This is a genomic window from Flavobacterium sp. PL002, assembly GCF_054165825.1.
This window is the reverse complement of the sequence record NZ_CM135110.1, coordinates 3,780,850-3,800,459: the sequence shown is the minus strand read 5'-3', so window position 1 is coordinate 3,800,459 and position 19,610 is coordinate 3,780,850. Positions and strand designations below refer to the sequence as shown.

General features: G+C 32.2%; 19 protein-coding genes and 1 riboswitch. Of the genes, 2 read left to right on the top strand and 17 right to left on the bottom strand.

The window, feature by feature from the left end; genetic code table 11:
• Window positions 1-2 precede the first annotated feature (2 nt).
• The 5 genes from ACVEGE_RS16635 to ACVEGE_RS16615 are packed head-to-tail and all read right to left on the bottom strand — an operon-like array spanning window position 3 to window position 3,759.
• On the bottom strand, window positions 3-665 hold the full coding sequence (locus ACVEGE_RS16635) for a response regulator transcription factor (protein WP_192500047.1): 663 nt from the start codon (window positions 663-665) through the stop codon (window positions 3-5).
• Window positions 666-676: 11 nt separating this feature from the next.
• Window positions 677-2,119, bottom strand: coding sequence for a DUF3570 domain-containing protein (locus ACVEGE_RS16630; RefSeq protein WP_192500048.1), 1,443 nt, complete (start codon window positions 2,117-2,119; stop codon window positions 677-679).
• Between the two features lie 9 nt (window positions 2,120-2,128).
• Window positions 2,129-2,338, bottom strand: a complete 210-nt coding sequence (locus ACVEGE_RS16625) for a DUF4266 domain-containing protein (RefSeq protein WP_173852042.1) — start codon at window positions 2,336-2,338, stop codon at window positions 2,129-2,131.
• On the bottom strand, window positions 2,331-3,320 hold the full coding sequence (locus ACVEGE_RS16620) for an FAD:protein FMN transferase (protein ID WP_192500049.1): 990 nt from the start codon (window positions 3,318-3,320) through the stop codon (window positions 2,331-2,333). The genes ACVEGE_RS16625 and ACVEGE_RS16620 overlap by 8 nt, the downstream gene beginning before the upstream one ends.
• Window positions 3,321-3,324: 4 nt before the next feature.
• Window positions 3,325-3,759 (bottom strand): thioredoxin family protein, encoded by a 435-nt coding sequence (locus ACVEGE_RS16615; RefSeq protein WP_173855031.1) that lies wholly within the window; start codon window positions 3,757-3,759, stop codon window positions 3,325-3,327.
• Between the two features lie 182 nt (window positions 3,760-3,941).
• Here ACVEGE_RS16615 and ACVEGE_RS16610 point away from each other — a divergent pair, with 182 nt between their 5' ends.
• Entirely contained in the window at window positions 3,942-6,038 is a 2,097-nt protein-coding gene (locus tag ACVEGE_RS16610) for an LTA synthase family protein (protein WP_192500050.1), read from the top strand.
• A 61-nt stretch (window positions 6,039-6,099) separates the two neighbouring features.
• On the opposite strand, the gene ACVEGE_RS16605 is transcribed toward ACVEGE_RS16610, so the two are convergent.
• The gene (locus ACVEGE_RS16605) at window positions 6,100-7,104 is read right to left on the bottom strand and encodes a zinc dependent phospholipase C family protein (RefSeq protein ID WP_192500051.1); all 1,005 of its coding nucleotides are present in this window, start codon (window positions 7,102-7,104) and stop codon (window positions 6,100-6,102) included.
• 98 nt (window positions 7,105-7,202) lie between these two features.
• Here ACVEGE_RS16605 and ACVEGE_RS16600 point away from each other — a divergent pair, with 98 nt between their 5' ends.
• Window positions 7,203-7,943, top strand: coding sequence for a YoaK family protein (locus tag ACVEGE_RS16600; protein ID WP_192500052.1), 741 nt, complete (start codon window positions 7,203-7,205; stop codon window positions 7,941-7,943).
• On the opposite strand, the gene ACVEGE_RS16595 is transcribed toward ACVEGE_RS16600, so the two are convergent.
• The 11 genes from ACVEGE_RS16595 to lpxA all read right to left on the bottom strand — a co-directional run bounded on the left by ACVEGE_RS16595 (window position 7,936) and on the right by lpxA (window position 19,585).
• Window positions 7,936-8,853, bottom strand: a complete 918-nt coding sequence (locus ACVEGE_RS16595; protein WP_370566941.1) for a YeiH family protein — start codon at window positions 8,851-8,853, stop codon at window positions 7,936-7,938. The two genes, ACVEGE_RS16600 and ACVEGE_RS16595, sit on opposite strands and share 8 nt — an antisense overlap.
• 135 nt (window positions 8,854-8,988) lie before the next feature.
• Window positions 8,989-9,885, bottom strand: coding sequence for a LysR family transcriptional regulator (locus ACVEGE_RS16590; RefSeq protein ID WP_192500053.1), 897 nt, complete (start codon window positions 9,883-9,885; stop codon window positions 8,989-8,991).
• 12 nt (window positions 9,886-9,897) lie between these two features.
• On the bottom strand, window positions 9,898-11,925 hold the full coding sequence (locus tag ACVEGE_RS16585; RefSeq protein WP_192500054.1) for a hypothetical protein: 2,028 nt from the start codon (window positions 11,923-11,925) through the stop codon (window positions 9,898-9,900).
• A 73-nt stretch (window positions 11,926-11,998) separates the two neighbouring features.
• Window positions 11,999-12,745 carry a 3-oxoacyl-[acyl-carrier-protein] reductase gene (gene fabG / locus ACVEGE_RS16580; RefSeq protein WP_173855025.1) on the bottom strand — a complete coding sequence of 249 codons (747 nt, stop codon included), beginning with the start codon at window positions 12,743-12,745 and terminating at the stop codon, window positions 11,999-12,001.
• 791 nt (window positions 12,746-13,536) lie between these two features.
• Window positions 13,537-14,859 (bottom strand): Na+/H+ antiporter NhaC family protein, encoded by a 1,323-nt coding sequence (locus ACVEGE_RS16575; RefSeq protein ID WP_192500055.1) that lies wholly within the window; start codon window positions 14,857-14,859, stop codon window positions 13,537-13,539.
• Window positions 14,860-14,916: 57 nt separating this feature from the next.
• Window positions 14,917-15,013: riboswitch (SAM-I-IV-variant riboswitch) on the bottom strand.
• A 116-nt stretch (window positions 15,014-15,129) separates the two neighbouring features.
• Window positions 15,130-15,552: a hypothetical protein gene (locus ACVEGE_RS16570; protein ID WP_192500056.1), complete on the bottom strand. Its 423-nt coding sequence runs from the start codon at window positions 15,550-15,552 to the stop codon at window positions 15,130-15,132.
• A gap of 214 nt (window positions 15,553-15,766) precedes the next feature.
• Complete coding sequence (gene sucD, locus ACVEGE_RS16565; RefSeq protein ID WP_173855022.1) at window positions 15,767-16,639, bottom strand: succinate--CoA ligase subunit alpha; 873 nt, start codon at window positions 16,637-16,639, stop codon at window positions 15,767-15,769.
• Window positions 16,640-16,726: 87 nt separating this feature from the next.
• Window positions 16,727-17,089, bottom strand: a complete 363-nt coding sequence (locus ACVEGE_RS16560) for a nuclear transport factor 2 family protein (RefSeq protein WP_173852016.1) — start codon at window positions 17,087-17,089, stop codon at window positions 16,727-16,729.
• Window position 17,090: 1 nt separating this feature from the next.
• Window positions 17,091-18,020 carry a UDP-3-O-(3-hydroxymyristoyl)glucosamine N-acyltransferase gene (locus ACVEGE_RS16555; RefSeq protein ID WP_192500057.1) on the bottom strand — a complete coding sequence of 310 codons (930 nt, stop codon included), beginning with the start codon at window positions 18,018-18,020 and terminating at the stop codon, window positions 17,091-17,093.
• Window positions 18,021-18,033: 13 nt separating this feature from the next.
• Window positions 18,034-18,600, bottom strand: a complete 567-nt coding sequence (efp, locus tag ACVEGE_RS16550; protein WP_173852012.1) for an elongation factor P — start codon at window positions 18,598-18,600, stop codon at window positions 18,034-18,036.
• A gap of 196 nt (window positions 18,601-18,796) precedes the next feature.
• Window positions 18,797-19,585: an acyl-ACP--UDP-N-acetylglucosamine O-acyltransferase gene (gene lpxA / locus ACVEGE_RS16545; protein WP_173852011.1), complete on the bottom strand. Its 789-nt coding sequence runs from the start codon at window positions 19,583-19,585 to the stop codon at window positions 18,797-18,799.
• Window positions 19,586-19,610: the final 25 nt, after the last annotated feature.

The following is a 19,610-nucleotide window of genomic DNA, read 5'->3' as shown; positions in this document are numbered from 1 at the left end:
GTTTAATCGTTAGCGATATAGCCTACACCCCGTATGGTTTTTATGTAGTCTTCTTCAATTTTTAAATTAAGTTTTTTACGAATAGCATTAATAAACACATCAATTACTCCTGTATCATAATCAAAGTGAATGTCCCATACGTCCTCAATTATTTGGTTTCTCGTACACACTTTTCCTTTGTTGCGTACTAAATAGGAAAGTAGTTCAAATTCTCGTTGTGTCAAGAAAACCTCTCGATTGCTAACGGTAACAAGGTGTTTTGTCAAATTAATTTCAATACTACCTAAAGATAATAATTGAATATCTATTTGATTTCTAAAATGAATTTTAATACGCTCCACTAGTTCTTCAAAGCTAAAAGGTTTTTTGATATAATCATTTGCCCCTGCTTTTAAACCTTCGATGGTTTCTTGCACCGTATCCTTTGCAGTTAAAAAGATGATTGGTGTTGTATTATCTTTCTTTCTAATGGCTGTACATAGTTCTAAACCACTCATTTTAGGTAACATCCAATCTAGTAATATTAGATCAAAATGATTTTTTTGAATCAATTCAAACCCCATTCCTCCATCGGTAGCACAGCTCACGTTGTATCCTTCCTCTTCTAATCCTTGTTGTAGAAACTGTATAATTCCTACTTCATCTTCAACTATTAAAATGTGCATCTTGTATCTATTTATTCAATTTCAAACTTGAATCCTAACGTAGCAATATTAGATGATAACCCATCATTTCTTTCATAATGGTTCAATCTCAAATCAATTGTTTTTAATCCTAAAATAAAAATTTTGGCTTTAGCAAAAATATCGGTGTAGGTTAAACCAAATCCATATTGTTGACTATTGAATTTTGATAAATCATAATCCGATGTATAATATTTTTCGGTAGATAAATGGGTATCAAAGGGCGCAAAATAATCTGAAGCAGTTTGCGTGTAATAGCGGTATAGTGGCGAAATAGTAAATTTAGCACTCAACTTAATTGGTACTTCTAAGGATGCTGTATGCGCTTGAATTCCCCAATTGTCTTGATAATAACGGTAGTAGGTTTTAGCAACCACATATTCGTTAATGTAAAAATTAACGCGGGCACCAATGGGTATTTTAAAACGCGAACTTGGTAAATTTTCATTGTCATCAGCTAATTGGTATACTCCTACATTTTGCTCAGAATTATAAACCGGAATGTACTGTGACTGTCCGATGTAGTAATTCGCTTTATCAGCAAAATAAACCCTTTGATAAGGTGTTCCTAACAAACCTTCCTGCTGTAAAATATCCATAAAAACCGACATTTGAATTTTTCGAGTCAGAATTTGAGAAAAAGAAATCGATGCAGAATAGGAATTTCGATTAGTTTTATCATAAGTTGCAAAAGCAGTAGGCAAATAATCTGTAGTAGCATTCCCGTTTTGATCTAAAATTGCTACTCCCTTTAAATAACCTTGGTTTTGAAAATTGATTCCGTATTTGCCATACTCACTCAATTCTGTTGGATAAATAGGGCGCCACTGATCTAAATAGGCATTTGCTTTAATACTTATTTCTGTATTTTTTTGATTGAATAATTTGGTTATTCCACCACCAAAACCAACCGAAGTATAGTCGTATTCATTCGAAAATGAAACATCAGCATTCCATATAAAATTTCGGTTGTCAGAACTGTGACTGTAATTTGCAGTAACTGATGTTAATTGATCACTAGCTGAAGCCCCAGAGGAAGCCTGCCAAGGTGTTCCATAAGGACTGCTTGTAGCTCCAGGATTACTAGAACCAGAAGCGCCTGAATTGGTAGTATTCCCTTCAGTACTGCTGTTAAAAGGGTTAATATTACTCGAAGAAGCTGATGTATAAGCTGATATTCCTACATCAAACGTAAGTACATCATCATCATTAAGTGGCAATGCTACAATAATATTTGATGCTATATCAGTTAACTTTTCGGAACCCGTTCCTCCAGCAACCGCTGAGTGAACCCCATCTTGTTTGTAATAACTCAAAAGGAAATCTACCTCTTTATTTTCTAAAACTCTTTTTTTAAACGCTGTCGATGCACCGTTATCTTGAGCAAACGCAGCAAGATTAAAAAGTACAACTGCACTAAATAGTATTTTTTTCATTATCAAAAATTAATTACATCCACAACCACCACCTGTTTTTCCTCCATTGGCTCCAGCCGCTGCTTCACGATACACCTGAAAAGTGGTTTCGTAACGTTCCGAAGACTTTGCTGCTAATTTCATATCGGGATCATTAATGTATTGTTTGTCATACTCTTTTACAGCTACGCAAGACTGCATTGTAAAAACTAAAATCGCTAAAAAGATTATCTTATTCATTTGAGTACTTTTTTAAATCAATATTTTTTGAGGCGGTAATTTTACCATTTTCTTCTACATAAATACAACCAACACCGGCTATCTGGTTGATTAGATCGATACCAATATCTACTCCTAATACAAATATTCCGGTTGCTAGCGCATCAGCTAACTCTGTAGATGATGCAAATACCGAAACACTTATTACTCCTGTTGCAGGATAACCTGTGCGGGTATCTATAATATGAGAATATCTTTTTCCGTTAAAAACGACATACTTTTCATAACTACCAGAGGTTTCTACAGCACTGTCTTCTAAAGGAAATGTAGCAAATATTTTATCTTTGTTCAATGGATTTTTAATTCCTACTTTCCATTGCTTACCATCAATTTGTTTACCCCAAGTGTTGATATCACCCGAGATATTTACAATTCCAGACACTACCCCTTTTGCAATTAACATAGCCTTTATTTTATCAGCGATAAACCCTTGCCCTATTCCGCCTAAACCTAATTTCATTCCCTCATTTTTGAGAAAAATGGTTTGGTTGGTAGGGTCTAGAATAATATTTTGATAACCTACTTTGGCTACCGAATTTTTAATTTCTTCTGCTGTGGGCATTTTTTTCATGCTACCATCAAACTTCCAGATTTTGTCCATTGAAGCGTAACTAATATCAAAAGCGCCCGATGTAAGTTTTGAAATATTGATGGCGCGCTGTACTAATTCGAATACTTCTGTGGGAACTTTTACTGGTTTTACTCCAGCATTTCTATTTACTTCAGAAATAGGAGTTGTAGAAATCCAATCAGAAATTAAATTTTCTAGTCGGGACACTTCGGCAACAGCCATATCAATATATAAATTAGCCTCTGGAACATCCTTAGCAACTACAGTCATCTCAAACGGACTTCCTAACATCGAAAGCGTTCTTTTATATGTTATTTGTGTAAATCCTAAAGTAGTTGTAAGAAGTAAAATAGGTACTAAAAATAGTTTCATTCCTTTATTTTATAAAAGCATTTAATTCGTCTATATACTCTTGAGGGGTAATATTTTTAAAACTTGTTTTTCCTAAAACTGCCCCTTTTGAATCTAAAACAACTACTAACGGAAAAATTCCATCTAAGTTGTATTTTTCAGCTAAACCTTGATTTTGTTTTTCTACTTCTCCAGCTAATTGATTTTGTTTTTTTCTTGGAAAATCAGCTCTTTCTAAAATATAATTAGCAGCAGCATAAGTTTTAAAAGTTTCTGATTGCCAGATATTCTTGTCTAATTTAATGCAAGGTGCGCACCAGTCTGATCCTGAAAAAACCAAAATGATAGGCTTTTTTTGAGTAGTAGCATCACTTAAAGCTTCATCAAAGTTTGTTTTCCAATCTTGAGAATATCCTAAGGATGCTATGCATAATAATAAAAGTGATAGTATTTTTTTCATTGGTTATTTATGTATATTTAAACTAAAATAATTAAATGGCGAAATTACGCTTTATATAGATTCAACAAAATTAAACATAAAGAAGAGTTTAAAATTGTTAACGTTAATTTTCTTAAGGCAAACTTAAGAATTGAAAGTTCAAAAAAACAGTAGTTTAATTAATTTTACTCAAAAATATAATTATGTCATTTTTAAAAAAATTATCCCCTTTCTATAACTTAATCATATGTTATATTGTAGTCAGTTTTATTTTGAGAATTGTGTTATTATTTCATCCTATAACGCAGGCAAGTTTTTCGACTATTGATGCGCTAAAGATTTTTACTATAGGAATTGTTTCTGATTTCTTTGTATTTATTATTGCCAGTTGCTTTTTATGGTTGTATTTAATTTTTATATCCAATAATAAATATTACAAACCTTATGGATATATTATTTTAGGTCTGCTTGTAAGCTTATTCCTTTATATCGCTTCAGGAAAATCAATCCTTAATGAATATGGAGGTGCATTACCTAAAATAGGTTTAATATTTGTTGGGATCAAAACCTTTTTATTTGGATTACTACTTTTTGTTCCAAAATATAGAGATAGAATTCGTTTTTGGTTATTTAGTTTTGTACTCTTTTTATTTGTCTTATTAATTTTGCAAAATGCTATTAGTGAGTATTTCTTTTGGAATGAATTTGGCGTAAAATATAACTTTATAGCTGTAAATTATTTGGTTTACACCAATGAAGTAATAGGGAACATTATGGAATCTTATCCTGTCATTCCATTATTTTCTGGCTTATTTCTTATTGCTGGGATAGCTTCTTATTTTGTTATTCAAAAATCAAAAGCGTATTTACAAAACATCCCTTCTTTTGTTGAAAAACTTAAAATTTCAGGAATCTATTTTGTCCTTTTTGCATTTTCATTATTTGCAGTTCCTAAACTAGCACAATTAGAAAATTCTCAAAATACTTTTACAAATGAATTACAGGCAAACGGAATTTATCGCTTTTATTTGGCTTTTGTAAACAGTGAGTTAGATTATTTTAAATTCTACAAAACCATACCTAATAACGAAGCTTATGCTACATTAAACAAGCAAATACCTGGAATTAATGGATTTTCTACGTTACGAGATATAAAAAGTGCGGCGACTGAAATGCATAAAAACGTTGTATTAATTACTATTGAAAGTTATAGTGCTGATTTTATGAAAGCCTATGGTAATGATCAAAATATTACGCCATTTTTAGATAAACTTGCTACAGAAAGTTTGCTTTTTACAAATTTTTATGCTTCTGGAAACAGGACTGTGCGAGGACTTGAAGCAGTTACTTTATGTTTACCTCCTACTGCTGGTGAAAGTGTCGTTAAAAGAAAAGATAATAAAGACAAATTTACAACAGGAAGTGTTTTTAAAGAAAAAGGATATGCAGTAAAATACCTATATGGTGGTGACGCATTCTTTGACAATATGGAAGATTTCTTTACAGGAAACGGCTATGACATTATCGATAAAAAAACATTAACGCCTGAAGAGATTACATTTTCTAATGTGTGGGGTGTTTGTGATGAAGATATGGCTGACAAAGCAATAAAAGTAATGAACACCGAAGCTAATACAGGAAAACCATTCTTTAATCACTGGATGACTGTTAGTAATCACAGACCGTTCACCTATCCTAATGATAAAATTGATATTCCTGGAGATGCTAAATCCAGAGATGGTGGGGTAAAATACACTGATTATGCGCTGAATAAGTTTTTTACTATGGCTAAAAAAGAAGCTTGGTTTGCTAACACTGTATTTGTTATTGTTGCTGACCATTGTGCTTCGAGCGCTGGTAAAACGGAGTTACCTGTTGATAAATACCGAATTCCTGCCATGATCTATAGTCCAGGGTTTATCGCGCCACAACATTATACTAATCTAGTATCACAAATTGATCTTATGCCAACGGTTTTTGGAATACTTAATTTTAATTACCAAAGTAAATTCTTTGGTCAAGATGTTTTAAAAGCCGATTATAAACCTAGAGCGTTAATTGCTACCTATCAAGATTTAGGAATGATACGAGATAATGTATTAACTATCCTTTCTCCAAAACAGGAAGTAAAACAATTTCAATTAACATTGATTCCTAAAGAAGGTATTGAAGATGATTTTCAATTGTATTACGATCAAAAGCCACTTAAGACAGAAAGGAAGGATTTAATCAATGAAACAATATCTTTCTATCAAACAGCATCTGATGTATTAAAAGAAAAGAAATACAATAAAAAATAAACCTAAAAAAGCCTGTGAAAATATTAATCACAGGCTTTTTTATTATACTGATATAAAAGAACTATTCAGCGTCTTTATCACTTTCTATTCCAAAAAGGTCTCCTTTTTTGAAAAGCTTGCTATCCTTTTTAAGAAACTTAGCATTACGTTTTGTTAATGAAGAAGCATCAAGGTTATCCAAGTTAGGTTTTCCTGCATTTACCCAAGCAGTGTACCAAAAACTTGCTGTTGCTGTAACTGCTTTTTTCATTTGGCTTTCTACCATTCCGTTTAAAGCTTCATGGAATTTCCCAGCATATTCATCTGTGTAACGCACTCCGTTGTATTTATTTTTCACGATATTTCCTTCTGCATCCGTTACAAATATTTGATTTGGCGCTAAACTTGTGCGTAAACCTTTATCCGCTGCTAATAATGCTGGAACTAAGCTGTGTGTGTCGTTGATCATTGCCCAAATTGCTTTGTCTACGTCTTCATAATATTGTGCTGGAGCTACCGTAAATTTATAATCTTTTACAAACAGTTCTGGTAACCTACTTTCCCATAAAGAGTGAATTCCTTTTTGATCTGTTAATTGACCATCATGATTGTCAGAAGTGTGTAATGGCATGTGTGCATCCCCAATATAATGACCTAATTCAGCTGCAATAAAAAGGATTTCTGATTTTCTTTTATCTTTAAATGCTTGTGTCAATCTTGCCATCATGTCTTGAATATGCCAAGGCAAAGTCCCACTTTTTGATAAAAACTTATCGTCGTATTTCTTTTTGGCATCAGCCATAGTCTTAGGATAATCTTCTGATCCCTCAAAATTTTCCATGTCTAGATAATGTCTAGGACCTTCGGCTTTATCTTGTAATATGTATTTTCTTAAATCTGGAACTGTAGATTCTTGCGTGATAAAATCGATATGGTTATAAAAGAACGCAAGCATTGGTTTAGGTAAAGCCATAACTGCAGCTTTATTGATTCTCTCATGTCCTACAATTCCCCAAGATACGGTTAGGAAACAAATAACTACTGCAGATAAAATGACTACCGTAGGCTTAAATTTGATATTTTTCATTACATTTATTTATATGAATTACAAATGTATTTCATTTTTACATAATTAAAAATAATAGCAGTTTAAGATTACAATAATTAACAAAATAAATACTCATTATGTTTCGCCATCAGGGAAAAAACAGAACATTCATTCATAATTTACGATTGGCTACTTTACTTTCCTTTGTTGCTGGAATCGTTAATATTACTGGGGTTCTAGCAGTAAAAACATTAACTACAAATGTTACTGGTCATTTTGCTTTTTTTGCAGAAGAAGTTTATAAACATGATTATGCCGCTGCCGTTACTTTTTTTGTGTTTACTCTTTTCTTTTTAATGGGTGCTTTTACTTCCAATTTCTTAGCGGAATTAGTAGCAATCAAAAAACCTCATTTACTACACATCGTTCCCGTGACATTAGAAATAATAATTTTGATTACAGTTGGAACATTAGGTATTTCAGCTGAACTATCGTCTTTTGAAGGCAAAACCATTGCCTTTTCATTACTTTTTGCCATGGGAATACAAAATTCTTTGGTCACAAAAATATCCCAATCAACAGTTAGAACAACGCATTTAACAGGACTTTTTACTGATTTAGGAATTGAGTTATCACAATTGTTTTTTTATAAAAAGTCAAACGAAAAAAAGAAACTAAATGCTAGTATTTACTTGCGCCTATCAATAATAAGCTTTTTCTTTATTGGTTGTATATCTGGTGGCTATTTTTATAGTTTACTCCAAATAAAAACTTTACTAGTAGGTGCTTTTTTTCTTTTAATCGCGCTACTTTATGATTACATACGTTTGCAGTATTATATTATAAAGAGGAAAATCTTTCCGCATGCTATTAATTAAAGTACATTATTGAAATCAAAGCGGCAGTAGCAATAAATCCCCAAAGTAAAACACCTTGCAAAAAAGGTTTAATCCCAACCGATTTTAGTCTGTTAAAATTCAAACCTGCTCCTATCAAAAAAAGTGTCACGGTAAGTCCAATTTTTGCCAATAAAACGATAGTTGGTGCAACGATTGCTGTTTGCGGAATAAAGGTATTCAATAACATCGCTACAATAAAAAGACCAATAAAATAGGGGATTTTTATTTTGCTGTTTTTATTTTTAAATAAGGAAGCAGTAAGCAGTGCTATTGGGATAATCCATAATGCTCTGGCAAGTTTTACTGTAGTAGCTATTTGTAATGCTATAGGCCCGTATTTGTTTGCTGCACCAACGACTGAACTGGTGTCATGAATAGCAATCGCACACCATAAACCAAATTCTTGTTGCGACAAATGCAACCAATGACCAACAACCGGAAATAAAAATAAAGCAACTGAATTGAGAATAAAAATAACCCCTAAAGCTACAGATGTTTGTTTTTCATCTGATTTTATAACCGGAGCAATTGCCGCAATAGCACTGCCACCACAAATTGCAGTTCCACAAGAGATTAAATGGGCTGTTTTTCTATCAATTTTAAACCATTTTCCAATAAAAAAACCCAATAGTAAAGTACTAAAAATAGAAGCGATTGTAAATAGAAAACCTTCTTTTCCTGCGTCAAGAGCACTCGTAACATTCATTCCAAAACCCAAACCCACAACTGCTACTTGTAATAAAATAGTTGTCGCTTTATGATTGTTTTGCAAAAAGGGATGTCCAAATATATTTGCAACAACCAAACCCAACAATAAAGCAATTGGCGGACTAATAGCACCAGAGAGACAAATTAATAGTAATACGATGAAAATAATTATTGATAATATCTTTGCTGTTTTTGGAGATAAAATACTAAATATAGCGTTAGTTGTAGTGGCCTTTTTCAAAACAATCTTGTTTTAATTATATACTACAAAGATGTAACGATTAAACCAATTTCACCAATCGTTAAATATAATCCATCATAACTTTAAGTTATAGTGATTTAAAATGTTTTTTATAAATAATTCTGGTAGCGCTGCTGGTTTTCCTTGCAAGTTGATAATATAAAAATTACGCTCAATCATTAAATTTTTCACATCTAGAATCATGAGCTCGTTATTTTTAAGCTCTTTTTCAATGGCATGAATAGAGATAAAAGCAACACAATTAGAATTCATTAAATAAGACTTTATACTCTCAGTACTACCCAATTGCATTTCGATAATTAATTGATCTAAAGTAATAGCAAACGGTTTGAGAGCATATTCAATAACTTCTAGTGTTCCTGAACCTTGCTCGCGCATCAGGAAATGCATTGTTAAAAGATCGTTCTTAGTGATTTGACTCTTTAACCCTAAAACATGATCTCGTTTACAAACTAAAACCAATTCATCTTTTAAAAACGGAATATACTTTATCGCTTGATTTTTAGATTGCCCTTCTACAATTCCTATTTCAATTTCTTTATCTAATAATGCTTTTTCAATTTGCTCGGTGTTACCGTTTCGCAAAGTGACTTTTACATCTTGTAGTTTTTGATGAAAACGAGCTAAAACTGGCGGAATTATATATTGTGAAATAGTCGTACTCGCTCCTATTCTCAACAAACCACGTTGTTCCTGAATTAAAGTACTCATATCAAAATCTATTTCCCGGTAAATTTCGAATACATTTTTAGCATGACTCAATAATAGTAATCCGGCTTGGGTAAGCGATATTTTACTACCATTACGATCAAAAAGTTTGATTTTATATTCTTCTTCTAATTCTTGAATGTGCTTAGAAACCGCGGGTTGCGTAATGTATAATTCCGTTGCCGCTTTTGTAAAACTCAACCTATTGGCTACAGTCAAAAAAACTTTAAGTCTAAAATCCATATCAGCATCATTTTATAAAAGTCCGTTGTATTTTCTAACAAACCATTCTATTGACAGAACTAATGCAATTAATACCAACAACCAGCTCCAATCAATTAACGGCGAACGGGAAGTAGTACTTTTTTGAATCGTTTTATAACTCTCGTCTTTTAACAAACTTGCAATTAATTGTTCTGTTTGATTTGGATAAAAAACAGCTCCTTTTGTTGCTGTTGCCAGACGTTTTAGTTTTTCAACATTTGGATTTACAAATTGTTTTTCGATATCAAAATCTAAAATTTCAAACTGACTACTGTATACCGTTTTAGAATTCAGTTCTTTAACCGTAAAAAGATACTTTCCAGCAGCTAAACCATCTAAGTTTACTTTGTAATCAGTAGTACTTTTAAGTAAATCGTAATTTTTAGTTTGCTTTGTCTTCGTGTTTGTAACTGTAATGGTTAATCTTGCTTTATCATCAAACTCGTAATTTTTATTAAAGTATTGAGCTGAAATTTCGATAGCATCTCCTGAATTATAAAAACGTTCGTGATTAACAACTAATGATTTTTTGACACTATTTGATGCTAAGAACTGAATAGTCTTATCAATAAATACATCATATTTTTCATAGGAATCAGTTCCAATATGGCTTTGCATTCTCCATTTCCAGCTATTTTCCCCTAATAAATAGGCTTCCCGCTTGCCTTGATTCTCAGCGAAAGCTAACAAAGGTGCATTGGTTTCAATATTTCTTATTTTGGCGCCAAGCAATACCGATACATTTCCTAAAGTAGTAACCTTACCATAGGTGTTTTCTAATGGTGGAAAATTTTCAAAATCAATATCCTCGGTGGTAAAGGAGTTAAACTGCTTGTTAAAAACAGCCGAATAATCTTCTTTTTGTCCACTCATTTTAAACTCTAAATTGCGCTGTAATTGATTTAGAAAAGTAAAATCAGTATGGGTTCCCGTGATGATAAATACATTCAATCCTGCTAATTTATTTCTCTCAACAATCTTTTTAAAAGCAGTTGTAGGTTGGTACAAAACTAGCACAGTATATTTTTGTAAATCAATATCACTATTAGGGTTAAAAATAGCTACTTTACGTTGTGCATTAGCTTCAATAGCTCTTTTTAAAGCAGCTATATCTGGATGATTGATTGCTGTAACTATCGCTACGTTTGTTTTTTGATCAATTACCTCTACTGCAAATTGCTTGGTATTATTATAGGTGTTTTTTTCTTTTTCGTTCGTAGTTAATGTTGCTTTAAAAACCGTAGTTCCTATTTTATCTGCTGGCAAAAGTACATTTACCACTGCCGTTTTCTTATTTGGTGAAAACGATATTTGCTGTTTATTCAAAACAGTATTTCCTTGTGAAATCGTAAAAGTGCTAGAAATAGCTTTAGTTCCTGAATATTCTAAAAATACTTCTACAGGAAATTTATTCTTGTAAAAAGCATATTTATTAACATTCAATTGATTAATTTTTAGATCTAAAACCTGTGTAGTATCACCTACAATAACTGAATATACTTTATTTGTTCCGTCAAAACTATATTCATAATCATTACCCGTAGTTTGGTTTCCATCCGTAATAATAATGGTGGGATACACTAGGTTTCTATTGCTACTTTGTAAATTTTTAGCCACTAGAGCAAGATTTGTTTGCTTGCCTTTAAAATCAAATTTTTCCGAAGCTTGAAAATCAGCATCAAATTGATAACTCTGTACATCAAACTTAGCCTGTAAATCTTTGTTAGAAACTAATTCACGGTATATTTCTGTTGCTCTTTTATCAGCTTCCATCGCTACAATAGAACTAGAATTATCAACAACAATAGGCAAAACTGGTTTTATAGTTTGTATTGTGTTTGTTTTTATTGTAGGGTTTATCAAAAGTATTAAAATACCAAACACGGCTAAAAAACGTAAAAAAGCCAAAAACAAATGCAATTTTGATTTGTTTTTGGCCTTGTAATAATATTGAAAAAATGACAAACCTCCAGCAACTAATAATGAAAGAATAACTAATAGTACGGTGTTTAAAGTCATATAATTTTTATTTGATTTAAAAATAGAAAAATTAGAGAATCTTAAAATCTTTTAATCATTAAATTTTTAAATATTAAGTAAGCATTCCACCATCTACGTTCAAAACTTGACCAGTGATATACGCACTCATATCTGACGCTAGAAATAAACAAGCATTAGCAACATCCTCAGTAGTTCCACCACGTTTCAACGGAATTCCGTCTCTCCATCCTTGAACCACATCGTCATTTAATTTTGCTGTCATTTCTGTTTCAATAAACCCTGGAGCAATCGCATTACAACGTATGTTACGTGATCCTAATTCTAAAGCAACTGACTTAGTAAACCCAATAACTCCAGCCTTAGAAGCAGCATAATTTGTTTGTCCCGCATTTCCTTTCACTCCCACAACACTACTCATGTTAATGATTGATCCAGCGCGTTTTTTCAAAAATGTTTTTTGAATTGCTTTAGTCATGTTAAAAACCGACTTCAAGTTGACTTCAATTACTTTGTCAAAATCGGCCTCAGACATGCGCATCAATAAGTTGTCTTTAGTAATTCCAGCGTTGTTTATCAAGATATCAATCGTACCAAATTCAGCAATTACAGCATCAACCATCGTTTGCGCTTCATTAAAATCAGCAGCGTTAGACTGGTATCCTTTTGCTTTAATACCTAAAGCATTCAATTCGTTTTCTAATGCTAAAGCCGACTCAACAGAAGAGCTGTAAGTAAAAGCAACATTTGCTCCATGTTTTGCAAAAACTTCTGCTATTCCTTTTCCTATTCCGCGACTTGCGCCTGTTATGATGGCAACTTTTCCTTCTAGTAATTTCATATTCAAAAATTAGTTTATTTTTTATTTAGAGCTATTCCTGCTATCCATTGCAATCTTTTATATTTTTAAGAAAAAATATAAAAGGATTTCCATTTCTATCAGGGCTAAAAACGACTTGTCAAATATATAATATTTCCTTTCTTAAAAAAAATTTCAATTTCAATAACATTGTAAAAAAAGCATACTCACAATTAAATATTCTCTATTCTATATGCTCTTAAAATTAAATATAATATTAAAAGACTAATAATAAAGAACTAAAGCCCAAATTTATCATTATAAAATAAAACTAATTGTCCCTATCGTAAAATTAAAATCTTTACATAAAACCCATTTCTTTATGGAAAAAAAATAATCTTAGCCTCAATAACTCTCTTTAATATATTAATTTGCTCATTAGAAACTAAATCTAAAACCAAAACTACAGTAACAAATACAATTCTGGTACTTTACAGCAAGATTTACGGCGTTACAAGTATCAAAGTGTTTACCACAACCATGTAGGACCAATATTCTTGACTTCAGTAACATTAGTACATTAAGAACAACAAAATCAGCTTATTAAAAAACCATGTAATACCACTCAAGAGTACAATTTAGTCGATACTGATTTTTGTCACATCGAGCGAGAAGCAATAGTGGTTCTCGACTCTGCTCGAATTAATAATTGGCCTGTTTTAGAAATAGTATTGGTATAACAGTTCTAAAATAGTAACGGCAAATTCACCAATTACAAGTGTGAATCTGCCGTTACTGTTTTACGCTTCTTTACAAGAGTTTTAAAAAATATTCTATATTTTAAAGAACTTATTTACTAATTTATCCCAATACGAACTATAGATAGCCACTAAAGTAAAAGCTAATAAAAATAAATGATACCAAGCATTCCCTATTAAATCAAAGAAGTCTAATTTACCATTAGCAAAACTTAAAATCAATAAAACTTGCGCTCCATAAGGTAAAATTCCTTGAACGATACAAGAGAAAATATCTAAAATAGCAGCCGTTTTCTTAGAACTTAAATTGTACTCATCATTGATTTCTTTTGCAATAGGACCGGTAATTACAATTGAAACAGTATTATTGGCTATAGCCAAATTAGCAAAACCTACTAAAGCCCCAATTCCCGCTTGTGCCGATTTTTTATTCTTGATGCGTTTTTTTATTTGGACTAATAAATATGTAATTCCGCCAGCCTTATCAACCATTGCCGCTAAGCCACCTGTAAGCATTGATAACAAGAAAATATCAGTCATTCCGGTAAAGCCTTCGTAAATTTTTTGAGTAAATTCCATTAAAGTAAACGAACCACCAACATAGCCAATAATTCCCGCTAACAGAGTTCCAATTACTAAAGTCGAGAAAACATTAATACCTATTAATGCTAGGATGATTACTAATACATAAGGCACAATTGCAATCCATGAAAAATCATTTTTTGCAATAGCCACAGTTACAATATCCGAATTTAAACCTAAGTAGAAGAAAACCAAAACAGTAATAAATGCAGCTGGAAAAGCGATAAATAAATTCACTTTAAATTTGTCTTTCAATTCACATCCCAATGATTGTGTGGCTGCAATGGTAGTGTCAGAAATCATAGAAAGGTTGTCTCCTAGCATTGATCCGCCTAATAAAGCACCTGATATTAAAGGCAATGAAGCGCCACTTTTATCAGCTAAAGAAATAGCTATTGGTCCAATAGCAACAATTGCACCTACTGAGGTTCCTGTGGCAGTAGATAAAAAAGCTGCAATCAAGAATATCCCCAACGGAAAATAAGCCACATCAATTGTATTGATCCCGAGATTTACAACGGCATCAACACCACCCATCGCTTTACTAACAACTGCAAATGCACCTGCTAACAAATAAATCAAACACATGGTCATGATTTTACTTTCTCCGCAGCCAGCAATTAAAGTAGCCACTTTATCATCTGTACTTGTTTTATAAAGTAAGAATGCAGCAATGATACCTACCATCACAGCAACTGGTGACGGAAAGGCATAAAAATCATCAAGAATAATTCCAGCACCTAGAAAAGTAAAAATAAAAACAAATAACGGAATCAAAGCATAAGGGTTCCCGGTGTTTTTTGAAAATGTAGACATAGATATATTTTAAAAAATTAAAATTATCAAGATAAACAAAGCTAAAATATGGGAATGTAAAACAACATTTTTTCCAAAGGATTTGGCTTATCGTTTTAGCACCTTGCTCGTTGTTGCAGGTTGCTATCTCATTTAGAGATTCGTGATAACGGATGCAAAAGTAGTTATAATTTCTACAATTATACAAGGACTTGCATAAAATATTGCATAAAAAAAGCCCTACCGTAGTAAAGCTTTTTTATAATATATTATATTTTTGAAGAAATAAGCTTAAAAAGCTACATTCCATCTTGGTAATCTTCCGTTTTCATCTAAGAAATTTTGTAAAACTTGTCCTTCTACTGCAGTAGGAATTCCTTTAGTATCCTCATTAAAAGTTTCATACCATACCACTTCTAAAGTACTAATATCTTCTTTAGCCATTTGTGCTGGCCAAGAATATTTTCTTCCTGTTTTTGCGAATTGGTGTCCTTCAACAATTTTTTCTTTTAGACCACCATTCTTAATCTTTAGAGTTCCGTTGTTTTGTACTGTTCCTGTAGAACCTACCATAATCAACTCTTTCTCTTCTGCTACTGCAAAAACTAAAAAAACACCACTTCCTTGAGAAGCATTGCATTTTTCTTCTAAACTATCTTCTGCTGTAAATGAAAATTGACCGTTACTTTTAAATTTCTCTAATTCTTTATACATATTCTTTTATTTTATTTCTCAATTGGGTAATTCGGGATTTCATTTTAAAATGAAAAACTATAGATTAAATGTAGAGCTATTTTAACTATATTCTTTTTGAACTTAAATAGCATTAATTTTTAATCAGCTGCAAAGGTATTTCTTTAATTTTGTATAATAATAAAAAAGCCCCACAAATGTGAGGCTTATTCTATTTTTATTTAAAATAGTAAGACTATCCTAAAACTTCTTTAACTTTTTTACCAATTTCAGCTGGAGAATCCACTACGTGTATTCCACATTCTCTCATGATTTGTTTTTTAGCTTCTGCTGTATCATCAGTTCCACCTACAATAGCACCTGCATGACCCATTGTACGACCTGCTGGAGCAGTAACTCCTGCAATAAATCCTACTACTGGTTTACGGTTACCATCAGCTTTGATCCAGTGAGCAGCATCTGCTTCTAGTTGACCACCAATTTCACCTATCATAACGATACATTCTGTTTCTGGGTCATTCATTAACAACTCAACAGCTTCTTTTGTAGTTGTACCAATGATTGGGTCTCCACCAATACCAATTGCAGTAGTGATTCCTAATCCTTGTTTTACTACTTGATCAGCAGCCTCATAAGTTAATGTACCTGATTTAGAAACAATTCCTACAGTTCCTTTTTTGAAAACAAAACCTGGCATAATACCAACTTTAGCTTCACCTGGAGTAATAACTCCTGGACAGTTAGGTCCTATTAATCTAGCATTTCTTTCTTTTACGTAAGCATTAGCTTTGATCATGTCTGCAACTGGAATACCTTCAGTAATTGCAATAATTACTTTTATTCCTGCATCTGCAGCTTCCATAATTGCATCAGCAGCAAAAGCTGGCGGTACAAAAATGATAGTCGTGTCAGCACCAACTTGGTCTACAGCGTCTTTTACAGTGTTAAAAACAGGACGGTCTAAATGTGTAGTCCCTCCTTTTCCTGGAGTTACACCACCAACAACGTTAGTTCCGTACTCAATCATTTGAGAAGCATGGAAAGTTCCTTCACTTCCTGTAAATCCTTGGACAATTATTTTGGAATCTTTATTAACTAAAACACTCATGATATATATTTTATGTGATTTTTATAAATTGTGTTGCAAAAGTAAGGTTTTGAAAATTATTTTGGGCGCTTTTATTATCAAAATATCTTAAGTTAATTGACTCATTTGATATCCGCGGTATAATTTTCCATCTTTAACTTGCCAAATTGCCATGAAACTGGCTAAAAGCATCTCTTCTCTTGGGTTCTCAATTGTTTTTACAAAATGAGAATAACGAACAGATACCGTGTCACCTTCCGTAACAATATGACTTATTCTAACCTTAGAACGTACGTATGCTTTACTAAGTTCTGTAGCTATATCTAATATTCCTTGATGATCTAACTGTAGGAATCCTTTACTACTATTCCAGTCTAAAATGATTTCAGGATGTAGAAAATCTTTCATCACTTCATTATTAATTAGTGCGTCAGATTTGTAAAAACTCTGAATAAATTCTTTTACAGACATATTATTTTAATTTGGTTAAAATCTCTGGTATTTTCTTAATATTAGCTAACTGTTTTAGCTTTTCTCTCGATTCTTCAATAGGAGTACCAAAATAACTTTTTCCTCCCTCTACTGACTTCGTAACACCAGTTTGTCCTAAGATAACTGCTTTACTACCTATTGTTATCCCGCTAGTAGTTCCTACTTGTCCCCAAATAGTCACTTCATCTTCAATTACAACACAGCCAGCAATACCCGTTTGTGAGGCTATCAAACACTTTTTACCAATAACCGTATCGTGACCTACATGCACCTGATTATCTAGTTTTGTTCCTTCACCAATAGTTGTATCACCTGTAACTCCTTTGTCAATCGTACAAAGTGCTCCAATACCTACATTGTTTTCTATAACTACACGTCCTCCAGAAAGTAATTGATCAAAACCATCTTCTCTCTTTTTATAATAAAAAGCATCGGCTCCTAAAATAGAACCTGAATGGATGATAACATTATCACCTATAACCGTATGGTCATAAAGAGCAACATTAGCATGTATCAAACAGTTTTTACCTATTACAACATGATTGCCTACAAAAACATTGGGCTGAATAACCGTCCCATCACCTATTACAGCAGTTGGGGCTATGGAAACATTTGCAAACTGAAAAGGTTTAAAATGCCTTGTTAAGGTATTAAAATCTCTAAAAGGATCGTCAGATATAAGCAATGCTTTTCCTTCCGGACAGGCTACTTTTTTATTTATCAAAATAATAGTAGCTGCAGAATTTAATGCTTTATCATAATATTTAGGATGATCAACAAAAACAATATCGCCACTTTCAACTACATGTATTTCATTCATACCTGTAACCGAAAATTGAGAATCACCTACATATTCGCAATTGATAATAGTAGCAATTTGTTCTAAAGAATAAACTTTTGGAAATTTCATATAACTAAAATAATTACTCTTTTACGCGCTCCATGTAATTACCTGAAGTGGTATCAATTTTAATTTTATCACCTTCATTTATGAACAAAGGTACATTTACAGATGCTCCCGTTTCAACAGTTGCTGATTTAGTTGCGTTAGTTGCTGTGTTTCCTTTAACACCTGGTTCTGCATAAGTAACTTCTAATATTACAGATGCTGGCATATCTACAGAAAGAGGTAAATCAGTTTCCGTATTAATACTCACCATTACATTTTCACCTTCTTTTAATAAACCTGGCGAATCTAAAATATTTTTATTTAACGAAATTTGCTCAAAAGTCTCTGTATTCATAAAATGAAAATCATCTCCTTCTGGATACAAAAATTGAAATTTATGGTTTTCAACACGAACTTCTTCAATTTTATGACCGGCAGAAAATGTATTATCTAACACTTTTCCATTTGTTAAACTTCTCAATTTTGTTCTCACAAAAGCAGGACCTTTACCTGGTTTTACGTGTAAAAATTCGATTATTTTATAAATGTCATTATTGTATTTGATACATAATCCGTTTTTAATATCTGATGTAGATGCCATTTTATTTTTATTTATTTAAATTTTATTTTTACTACTTATTTCTTTATACTACAGTTGTTTATATATAGCTAATTCCAATTATTTATTGGTTTTTTCTGTATCAAACTAACCGCGTTTCACTTTACTAAATTCAATATATATATTAACAACAATTATAATCTACAGTATTTTAGACTTTAGATGTATAAAAATTTAATTATATTGTACTCCCTGTATAACCTTTCATTACTCCACGTGATGAATTTCTAATGAAATCAATAATTTCATCTCTTTCCGGAGTTGCTTCCATCTCTGCTTCAATAATTCCTAAAGCTTGAGTAACATTATAATTTTTTTGATACAAAATTCTATAAATCTCTTGGATTTCTTTAATTTTTTCAGATGTAAAACCTCTTCTACGCAACCCAACTGAGTTGATCCCTACGTAAGACAAAGGCTCTTTTGCTGCTTTTGTAAACGGAGGAACATCTTTTCTTACTAATGAACCACCTGAAACCATAGCGTGATCACCAACACTAATAAATTGATGAATTGCCGCTAAACCACCAATAACTGCATGATTTCCTATCGTGACATGACCTCCTAAAAGAACACCATTTACAATAATTGCATTATTACCTACGTGACAATCGTGCGCAATGTGAGCTGCTGCCATAATCAAGCAATTATTACCAATCACTGTTTGTCCTGACGCTATTGTGCCTCTATTAATAGTAACACATTCTCTAATAGTACAATTATCTCCTATTATTGCTAAAGACTCTTCTCCACCAAATTTTAAATCTTGTGGAACTCCTGAAATTACAGCACCTGGAAAAATATTACAATTTTTACCAATTCTTGCACCTTCCATGATGGTAACATTTGAACCTATCCAAGTTCCATCACCAATAACTACATTATTATGAATGGTTGTAAAAGGCTCAATAACTACATTTTTGGCGATTTTGGCACCAGGATGAACATATGCTAATGGTTGATTCATCTGCTTTTTTTTATGTTTGTATTAA

What these genes read in the sequence shown, in the direction of transcription:
- ACVEGE_RS16605 (WP_192500051.1), bottom strand. Translation starts at nt 7,104, where the DNA reads ATGAAAAATATCAAATTTAAGCCTACGGTAGTCATTTTATCTGCAGTA.
- sucD (WP_173855022.1), bottom strand. Translation starts at nt 16,639, where the DNA reads ATGAGTGTTTTAGTTAATAAAGATTCCAAAATAATTGTCCAAGGATTT.
- ACVEGE_RS16610 (WP_192500050.1), top strand. Translation starts at nt 3,942, where the DNA reads ATGTCATTTTTAAAAAAATTATCCCCTTTCTATAACTTAATCATATGT.
- ACVEGE_RS16585 (WP_192500054.1), bottom strand. Translation starts at nt 11,925, where the DNA reads ATGACTTTAAACACCGTACTATTAGTTATTCTTTCATTATTAGTTGCT.
- ACVEGE_RS16615 (WP_173855031.1), bottom strand. Translation starts at nt 3,759, where the DNA reads ATGAAAAAAATACTATCACTTTTATTATTATGCATAGCATCCTTAGGA.
- ACVEGE_RS16635 (WP_192500047.1), bottom strand. Translation starts at nt 665, where the DNA reads ATGCACATTTTAATAGTTGAAGATGAAGTAGGAATTATACAGTTTCTA.
- ACVEGE_RS16570 (WP_192500056.1), bottom strand. Translation starts at nt 15,552, where the DNA reads ATGTATAAAGAATTAGAGAAATTTAAAAGTAACGGTCAATTTTCATTT.
- ACVEGE_RS16575 (WP_192500055.1), bottom strand. Translation starts at nt 14,859, where the DNA reads ATGTCTACATTTTCAAAAAACACCGGGAACCCTTATGCTTTGATTCCG.
- lpxA (WP_173852011.1), bottom strand. Translation starts at nt 19,585, where the DNA reads ATGAATCAACCATTAGCATATGTTCATCCTGGTGCCAAAATCGCCAAA.
- efp (WP_173852012.1), bottom strand. Translation starts at nt 18,600, where the DNA reads ATGGCATCTACATCAGATATTAAAAACGGATTATGTATCAAATACAAT.
- fabG (WP_173855025.1), bottom strand. Translation starts at nt 12,745, where the DNA reads ATGAAATTACTAGAAGGAAAAGTTGCCATCATAACAGGCGCAAGTCGC.
- ACVEGE_RS16600 (WP_192500052.1), top strand. Translation starts at nt 7,203, where the DNA reads ATGTTTCGCCATCAGGGAAAAAACAGAACATTCATTCATAATTTACGA.
- ACVEGE_RS16620 (WP_192500049.1), bottom strand. Translation starts at nt 3,320, where the DNA reads ATGAAACTATTTTTAGTACCTATTTTACTTCTTACAACTACTTTAGGA.
- ACVEGE_RS16630 (WP_192500048.1), bottom strand. Translation starts at nt 2,119, where the DNA reads ATGAAAAAAATACTATTTAGTGCAGTTGTACTTTTTAATCTTGCTGCG.
- ACVEGE_RS16590 (WP_192500053.1), bottom strand. Translation starts at nt 9,885, where the DNA reads ATGGATTTTAGACTTAAAGTTTTTTTGACTGTAGCCAATAGGTTGAGT.
- ACVEGE_RS16560 (WP_173852016.1), bottom strand. Translation starts at nt 17,089, where the DNA reads ATGTCTGTAAAAGAATTTATTCAGAGTTTTTACAAATCTGACGCACTA.
- ACVEGE_RS16555 (WP_192500057.1), bottom strand. Translation starts at nt 18,020, where the DNA reads ATGAAATTTCCAAAAGTTTATTCTTTAGAACAAATTGCTACTATTATC.
- ACVEGE_RS16625 (WP_173852042.1), bottom strand. Translation starts at nt 2,338, where the DNA reads ATGAATAAGATAATCTTTTTAGCGATTTTAGTTTTTACAATGCAGTCT.